The sequence below is a fragment of the Corallococcus sp. CA047B genome (assembly GCF_003612065.1).
Classification (GTDB): domain Bacteria; phylum Myxococcota; class Myxococcia; order Myxococcales; family Myxococcaceae; genus Corallococcus; species Corallococcus praedator.
Map to the genome: position 1 here is coordinate 1 of NZ_RAWD01000393.1, position 7,616 is coordinate 7,616.

At 71.6% G+C, this 7,616-nt stretch carries 7 protein-coding genes and 1 pseudogene; 6 read left to right on the forward strand and 2 right to left on the reverse strand.

What is annotated here, in order from left to right; translation table 11 throughout:
* From D7X74_RS36785 to D7X74_RS36810, 6 genes are all read left to right on the forward strand, one after another.
* The coding region (locus tag D7X74_RS36785) for an energy transducer TonB (protein WP_120537653.1) at window positions 1-452 on the forward strand (452 nt) is incomplete at its 5' end.
* The gene (locus tag D7X74_RS36790; RefSeq protein WP_120537654.1) at window positions 449-1,738 is read left to right on the forward strand and encodes a PD40 domain-containing protein; all 1,290 of its coding nucleotides are present in this window, start codon (window positions 449-451) and stop codon (window positions 1,736-1,738) included. The genes D7X74_RS36785 and D7X74_RS36790, both read left to right, overlap by 4 nt.
* Before the next feature lie 50 nt (window positions 1,739-1,788).
* Window positions 1,789-2,976, forward strand: a complete 1,188-nt coding sequence (locus tag D7X74_RS36795; RefSeq protein ID WP_120537655.1) for an aminotransferase class V-fold PLP-dependent enzyme — start codon at window positions 1,789-1,791, stop codon at window positions 2,974-2,976.
* 14 nt (window positions 2,977-2,990) lie between these two features.
* Window positions 2,991-3,926 (forward strand): Ppx/GppA phosphatase family protein, encoded by a 936-nt coding sequence (locus D7X74_RS36800; protein ID WP_120537656.1) that lies wholly within the window; start codon window positions 2,991-2,993, stop codon window positions 3,924-3,926.
* Window positions 3,923-5,200 carry an MFS transporter gene (locus tag D7X74_RS36805; RefSeq protein ID WP_120537657.1) on the forward strand — a complete coding sequence of 426 codons (1,278 nt, stop codon included), beginning with the start codon at window positions 3,923-3,925 and terminating at the stop codon, window positions 5,198-5,200. Before D7X74_RS36800 ends, D7X74_RS36805 begins: the two co-directional genes overlap by 4 nt.
* A 91-nt stretch (window positions 5,201-5,291) precedes the next feature.
* A complete protein-coding gene (locus tag D7X74_RS36810; protein WP_120537658.1) occupies window positions 5,292-6,152 on the forward strand; it encodes a helix-turn-helix domain-containing protein in 861 nt (286 codons plus the stop codon).
* A 27-nt stretch (window positions 6,153-6,179) separates the two neighbouring features.
* On the opposite strand, the gene D7X74_RS36815 is transcribed toward D7X74_RS36810, so the two are convergent.
* Both D7X74_RS36815 and D7X74_RS36820 read right to left on the reverse strand, forming a co-directional pair.
* The gene (locus D7X74_RS36815; RefSeq protein WP_120537659.1) at window positions 6,180-7,130 is read right to left on the reverse strand and encodes an NAD(P)/FAD-dependent oxidoreductase; all 951 of its coding nucleotides are present in this window, start codon (window positions 7,128-7,130) and stop codon (window positions 6,180-6,182) included.
* Between the two features lie 240 nt (window positions 7,131-7,370).
* Window positions 7,371-7,616 (reverse strand): annotated as a pseudogene (locus D7X74_RS36820) (acyltransferase); the annotation flags it as partial.

Sequence of the window (7,616 nt, forward strand, 5' to 3'; positions counted from 1 at the left end):
GCGCGAAGCCCGCCCCGGCCCCCACGCCCCAGAAGGGCGAGGCGAACGCGGAGGACCGGCGCAAGAAGCTCTTCGGCGCGTTCGACAAGTCCGCGAAGCCCAGCGAGCCGGAGGAGCTGGAGGGCGCGGAGGACGGCGACCCGGACGGTGACTCGGCGGTCCAGGAGGGCGAGCGGTACTACGGCCTCCTCAAGTCCCAGGTGCGCCGGCACTACAACGTCGCGGACACCATCCCCGACGCGGAGCGCCTGTACCTGAAGGCGCAGGTGGCCATGCGGCTGGGCCGCGCCGGCGAGGTGCTGGACGTGAGCCTGGCCAAGGCCAGTGGCAACGAACTGTTCGACTCGGCGGTCGTCGCCGCCGTGCGCAAGGCGTCTCCCTTCTCTCCTCCCCCCGATGCCCTTCGCGACGCGCTCCAGAAGAACGGCGTCGTCCTGGTGTTCAGCCCATGAAAGCCCTCCTGCTGTCGCTCCTCCTCGTGCCCGCGCTGGTGCTGGCGCAGGCGCCCGTCATCGAAATCTCCGGCGCGAATTTCCGCCCGCTGCCGCTCGCGTCCCCGGCGCCCACGCTGCAGGAGGGCGGTGACAAGAAGGCGGCCGGCGTGTTCGACACCGCCTTCTCGTACGACCTGGCCGCCTCCGGCATCTTCCAGGTGTTGGACCGCGCGGGCTTCACCGCCGACGCGAAGGAAGGCATGACGGCGGCCAGCATCAACTTCAGCCGCTGGGCGGACGTGGGCGCGGAGTCGCTGGTGAAGGTGTCGCTCGCGCAGGACGGCGGCAGGCTGCGCGGGGAGCTGCGCCTGTTCAACGTGGCCACGGGCCACGAAGACCTGAAGGTCGCCAAGGACGCGCCGGCCAACGAGCCCCGGCAGCTGGCGCACGCGCTGGCGGACGCGCTCTACCGGCACTTCACCCGCGAGGCGAGCCCCTTCCTGTCGCGCATCACCTATGTGCGCAAGGCGGGCGCCAACCGCGACGTGTACGTGGCGGACTGGGACGGCATGGGCGCGCAGGCGCTCACCAAGGGCGGCACGCACATCCTCCCCACGCTCAGCCCTTCGGGTCAGGTGGCCTATACGTCGTACCGGAAGAACCGGCCGGACATCTACGTGCAGTCCCCTGGCGGCGAGGCGAAGGCCGTGGTGACGGACGGGCAGATGGCCACGGGCGTCGCGTTCTCGCCGGACGGCAAGCGCATCGCCTACGCGCTGGCGGAGGGTGAGAGCGCGCAGATCTACGTGGCCGCCGTGGACGGCTCCGGGGCGAAGGCCATCACCGACACGCCCTACGGCCTCAACACCAGCCCCACGTGGTCGCCGGACGGCAAGCGGATCGCGTTCGTGTCCAACCGGGGCGGCAGTCCTCAAGTCTATGTGATGGGCGCGGACGGCTCCGGCGTGAAGCGGCTCACCTTCCAGGGCAACTACAACCAGACGCCGGACTGGTCGCCGCGAGGGGACCTCATCGCCTTCACCGCGCGCGACGAGCGCAACGCGTTCGACCTGTTCACGGTCAACGTGGAGACGGGCAAGGTGACGCGCCTGACGCAGGACCAGGGCAACAACGAGGAGCCCACCTTCTCCCCCAACGGCCGGCTCATCATGTTCAGCTCCAGCCGCAACGGCGGCGCGCACCTGTGGGTGATGACCGCCGAGGGCAACAACCAGCTCCCGCTCCCCATGGAGAAGGGCAACTGGCTGACGCCCGACTGGGGCATCGCCCCGGCCGCGAAGTAGGCCTCACCGTCCGTTGACAGGGGGGACGCGCCGGGGTGCATTGCGCCCCCATGAGCGCTCCCCTCCGTGCCCACTGGGGCCTGGATCCGAAGGTCGTCTTCCTCAACCACGGCTCGTTCGGCGCCTGCCCCACGGCGGTGCTCCAGCACCAGTCGGAGCTGCGCGCCCGCCTGGAAGCGGAGCCCGTGCGCTTCCTGGGCCGGGAGGTGGAGCCGCTGCTGGATGAGGCGCGCGCCGCGCTCGCGGCCTTCGTGGGCGCGGACGCGGACGACCTGGCCTTCATGCCCAACGCCACCTCGGGCGTGAACACCGTGCTGCGCAACCTGCGCTTTGAGCCCGGCGACGAGCTGCTCACCACCGACAACGAATACAACGCGTCGAAGAACGCGCTCGACGTGGCCTGCGCCGCGATGGGCGCGAAGGTGGTGGTGGCGAAGCTGCCCTGGCCGGTGCCCTCCCCCGACGCCGTCGTGGACGCGGTGATGACCCTGGTGACGCCGCGCACGCGGCTGCTCCTCATCGACCACATCACCAGCCAGACGGCCCTGGTGATGCCGCTGGCGGAGCTGGTGCGCCGCATGCGCGAGCGCGGCGTGGAGACGCTGGTGGACGGGGCCCACGGGCCGGGCATGGTGCCGCTGGCGCTCCAGGCGCTGGGCGCGGCGTACTACACCGGCAACTGCCACAAGTGGCTGTGCGCCCCCAAGGGCGCCGCGTTCCTGTACGTCCGCCGGGACATGCAGGCGGGGATGAAGCCGCTGGTGGTGAGCCACGGGCACAACTCGCCGCGCGCGGACCGGTCGCGCTTCCGGCTGGAGTTCGACTGGATGGGCACGCATGACCCGACGCCCTTCCTGTGCATCCCCACCGCACTGCGCGTCGTGGGCGGGCTGGTGCCGGGCGGATGGCCGGAGGTGATGGCCTCCAACCGCGAGAAGGCCCTGGCCGCCCGGCGGTCCCTGAACGCCCGGCTGGGGCAGGACACGCCGCTGTGCCCGGACGCGATGGTCGGCAGCATGGCGTGCGTGGCCCTGCCGGAGGGCGCCCCCGAGCGTCCGGAACCCCCGCTCTACCTGGACCCCCTCCATGTGCGCCTGTTCGAGGAGCACCGCGTGGAGGTCCCGGTCACCGCCTGGCCCAAGGCGCCCCGGCGTCACCTGCGGGTGTCCGCCCAGCTCTACAACACCCCGGCGGACTACGAGGCCCTGGGGGATGCTTTGGAAGCGCTGCTGCGTTGAGTAGTGTGCGCCGCATGCCGCGCTTCGCATCCATCGATATCGGGACCAACTCCGTGCTGCTGCTGGTCGCGGATCGCCAGCCGGACGGGCGCTTCGTGGCCGTGGTGGAGCGCGCCGAAATCACCCGGCTGGGCCGGGGCGTGGACACCCACCGCGTGCTCTCCCCGGACGGCATGGAGGCCACGCTGGCCACGCTGGTCGCCTTCGCGGACGAGGCCCGCTCCCTGGGCGCGGAGGCCATCGCGGTCTCCGCCACCAGCGCCGCGCGCGACGCGAAGAACGGCGCGGACTTCATCGCCGCCGCGAAGGCCCGCGCGGGCGTGACGGTGGAGATCATCGCCGGAGAGCTGGAGGCCCAGCTGTCCTTCGCCGCGGTGGCCACGGACTTCGCGGGCGAGGCGGCCGGGCCGCTGCTCGTCGTGGACATTGGCGGTGGCTCCACGGAGTTCATCTACGGCAACGACGCCGGCAGCGTGGCCTTCCGCCACAGCTTCGACGTGGGCGCCGTGCGCCTCACGGAGCGCTTCGTGCGCACCGACCCGCTGTCCGCCGACGAGCGCGGCGCCATCGAGGCGCACCTGCGCGACACCTTCGCCGCCCTGCCCCCGCCGCCGCCGAACGCGATGCTGGTGGGCGTGGCCGGCACCGTGACGACGCTGTTCGCCGTGCAGCACCAGATGGCGACCTACGACGCGGAGCAGGTCCACGGCGGCACGCTGTCCCGGGGCGAGCTGGACGCGCTCACGGACATGCTGTGCGCCCTGCCCCTGGAGGCCCGGCGCGCGCTGCCCGGGCTCCAGCCCAAGCGCGCGGATGTCATCCCCGCGGGCGCCCTCATCCTGCGCGAAGCGGTGAAGGCCCTGCGCATGGACGCCTGCCGCGTGAGCGACCGCGGCCTGCGCTGGGGCCTCCTGGCCCACCGCTTCGGTTCCGCCCCCTCCTCCTCATGAACGCCTCTTCCCCCACTGCTTCGTCCAGCGCGCCCGCCACGCAGTCCGTGCGCGCGGGCTACGCGCTGTTCATCCTGACCCTCATCAACCTGGTCAACTACCTCGACCGGTACATCATCGCGGTCGCGCTGCCGGAGATTCAGAAGGACTTCGGCATCAACGACGCGCAGTCGGGCCTGCTGGGCACCGTCTTCATCGTCGTGTTCATGCTGGCGTCCCCGCTGGGCGGCTTCCTGGGAGACCGGGTGCCGCGCCGGTTGCTGGTGGCGGGCGGCGTGCTCCTGTGGAGCCTGGCCACCGGGGCCAGCGGCCTTGCGTCCACGTTCACGGCGCTGCTGCTGGCGCGCGCGGTGATTGGCATTGGCGAGGCGGGCTATGGCGCGGTGGCGCCGTCCATCATCTCCGACCTGTATCCGCGCGAGCAGCGCACGCGGATGCTGTCGTACTTCTACATCGCCATCCCGGTGGGCTCCGCGATGGGCTACGGCCTGGGCGGGTGGCTGACGCAGACGTATTCGTGGCACGCGGCGTTCTTCGCGGGCGGCGTGCCGGGGCTCGTGCTGGGCGCCATGGCCTTCTTCATGCCGGAGCCGAAGCGCGGCGCCATGGACGGGCCGGACGCGGCGGTGAAGCTGCCCTTCATGGAGGGCCTCCGTGGCCTGGGCCGCAACACGGCCTTCTGGGCGACGACGGCGGGCTACACGCTGATGACGTTCTCCATTGGCGGGCTCGCGTTCTGGATGCCCACGTACCTGGTGCGCGAGCGGCAGCTGTGGCTGGAGTACCCCGGCCGCGTGGGCCTCGTCTTCGGCGCCATCACCGCGATCGCGGGTCTCACCGGCACGGTGGCGGGCGGCTGGCTGGGCGACAAGATGGACCGCAAGCGCGCGGGCGGCGGGCTGTGGCTGTCCGGCATCGGGTTGATGCTCGCGGCGCCGTGCATGTACCTGGCGGTGAACCTGCAGGACACGACGCTGACGTTCGCGGCCATTGGCGTGGCGCAGTTCCTCATCTTCCTCAACAGCGGTCCCATCAACGCGGCCATCGTCAACTGCGTGCCGCCCGCGTTCCGCGCGTTCGCCATGGGCCTGAACGTGCTGTGCATCCACATGCTGGGGGATGCCATCTCCCCCACGCTCATCGGGCAGATCGCCGACATGGCCAGCCTCCACACCGCCATCGCCATCAACGCGGTGCCGGTGCTGCTGGGCGGCATGGCGCTGCTCGTGGGCGCGAAGCTGTTCCGGGAGGCCGTGCCCCAGGCGCGCACCTGACGCGCAACCGCCGGGCCCGGAATGCATCCGAGCCCGGGTCGGTTGTGCGAGGAGGTTCGCTGCTCGCCGGGGAAGGAAGCGGAGGCGTTTCGTGGCTGCCGAACATGCTCAACACTGGGGTCCGGGCCCCCTGTTCGTCGGGAAGGGGACCCTCCAGGGCTGCCGCTCGCATCCAGCCAGCCATGCGCACGCCACCCTCGCCTTCTACACGGGGGGCCAGGCCACCATCGAGCAGCGCACCCACCTGAGGCTGACGTCCGGGGATGTGCTCCTCATCCCCGCCGGAGAGAAGCACCGGACGGTGGAGGCCCATCGAGCGGAGTTCGTCGGCCTGGGATTCCATCCGTCCGCCTTCGCGCGGACGGAGGTGGGGCCGATGCTGGAGCCGTTCGAGCGCGTGCGCCAGGGCGCCTCCGCCGTCGTGCCGATTCCCTCCGGCCGGCAGGAGCATCTGGTGCGACTGCTGTCGGAGATCCACGAGGAGACGCGCGCTCCGGCCAGCGCCATGGGGGAGCAGGTGGTGCGCAGCCTGTTCTCGCTGGTGCTCGCGGAGGTGGCCCGCTCGCGTGCGTGGACCGGTGCGGACACGCATACGTCATGGGTGGGCGAGGCGCTCACGTTCATTGAAAGGCACTGCCTGGAGCGCCTCTCGCTGCGCGAGGTGGCTGCCGCGGTGGGCCGCTCGCCCGCGCACGTGACGACCGCGGTCAAGCAGGCCACGGGCCACAGCGTGGTGGAGTGGATCATCTCCGGCCGGCTCGCGGAGGCACGGCGAAGGCTGCTGTCCTCCGACGAGCGCGTCGACATCATCGCGGAGCGCGTGGGCTACGCGGACCCCACGCACTTCATCCGCCTGTTCCGGCGCGCGGAAGGACTCACGCCCGCCGCGTGGCGCAAGCAGCACCGCGCCGCCGGAGCACCGGGCAACGGCGCCTCCATCAGCGCGGCGTAACCGCGCGGCGCAAGCAGCACCCGCGCGTCAGTGCGGCTTCTGCTTCGCCGGAGGAGGCTTCCCCGTCGCGGCCGTGTAGCGCCGGTCCGCGTCCTCCATGGCGAGCCCGTGGCTCAGCACCGCCCCGGCGACGGCACCCGCGCTGGCCGCCATGACGGCCGCCTGCATGCGCGTCGTCGTGTCACCCGCCGCGGAGATGCCCGGCACGGACGTCTCTCCCATCCCGTTCACCTTCACGAAGCCCTGCTCATCCAACGCGAGCCCCAGCCGGGTGACGAGCTCTGGTTGCCGCTGCGGCGGCGCGGAGAACATCACCCGCCGGGCCACGCGCGTTCCATCCTCCAGTTCGACCTCCTCCAGGTGCCCATCCTTCCCGTGGAGCGCGCGGATCTTCCGCTCCTCCAGACGCATGCCCAGATGGTGGAGCCGCTCGCGCTGTTCGGGCGGCAGCTCGAAGCTGCCGTGGGTGAAGACCGTGAGGTCGCGGGACCAGCCCTGGACCATGACGGCGTAGTCCAGATACGCCGGCTCCGTGGCCAGCACGCCGAAGGGTTCGTCCTGCACCTCCCAGCCGTGACAGAACGGGCACTGGTAGATGCTCGTGCCCCACAGCTCCTTGTACCCGGGGATGTCCAACATGACGTCCACCATGCCCACCGCCACCAGGATGCGGCGGGCCTCCACCGTGGTGCCGTCCCCCAGCGCCACGCGGAAGCCTCCTTCGCGCGGCTCCACTGAACCCACGCGCGTGTCCCGCACCTCCACGTTCTTGTAGCGATGGAGCTGCTCGCGGCTGATGCGCCGGAACTCCGGGGGCGGGATGCCGTCGCGCGAAGCGAAGCCGTGCATGTGCTTCGCGGCCACGTTGCGCGGCGTGCCCGCGTCACACAGCAGCACCGCCCTGCGCGCGCGGCCCAGGTTCAGCGCGGCGTTGAGCCCCGCGGGGCCGCCTCCCACGATGACGACGTCGTAAGCCATGGTCGTGTTCCCCTGCGTTGAGGATGACCCCTCCGGGAGCCGCGTGCCCGCGCACCCACCGACGCGCCCCCGCACGCCGTGCCCTGAAGCAGGCGGGGCGCGTGAGCGGAGGCAGCGCGGCGTCCGGAGAAGTCATGCGTCGTTGATTCCAGGCAGGAACCTAACGACCGGCCCGGGGCCACCAGGAGGGCGGGACTTTCGACGGCATCGGCGGCGCTTCCGGTCCGCCGCCCCACCCGCCTACTTCGCGACGGGCGAGGGGCCGGGCCCCTGGAGCTGAGGCCGGTACGCCTCCGCCAGGCGCTCCACCTCGCCCGCCAGCCGCTCGCCTTCCGCCAGCAGCCGCGTCCGCAGCCGCTGCCGGTTGCCCAACGTGAAGAACATCTCCAGGTCGTGACGGATGCCGTCCCAGCGCTCCGCGAAGTACAGCGTGAAGAGTGCCAGCGGCGGCACCAGCACGAACGTCGTCAGCCCCCACGCCCACCC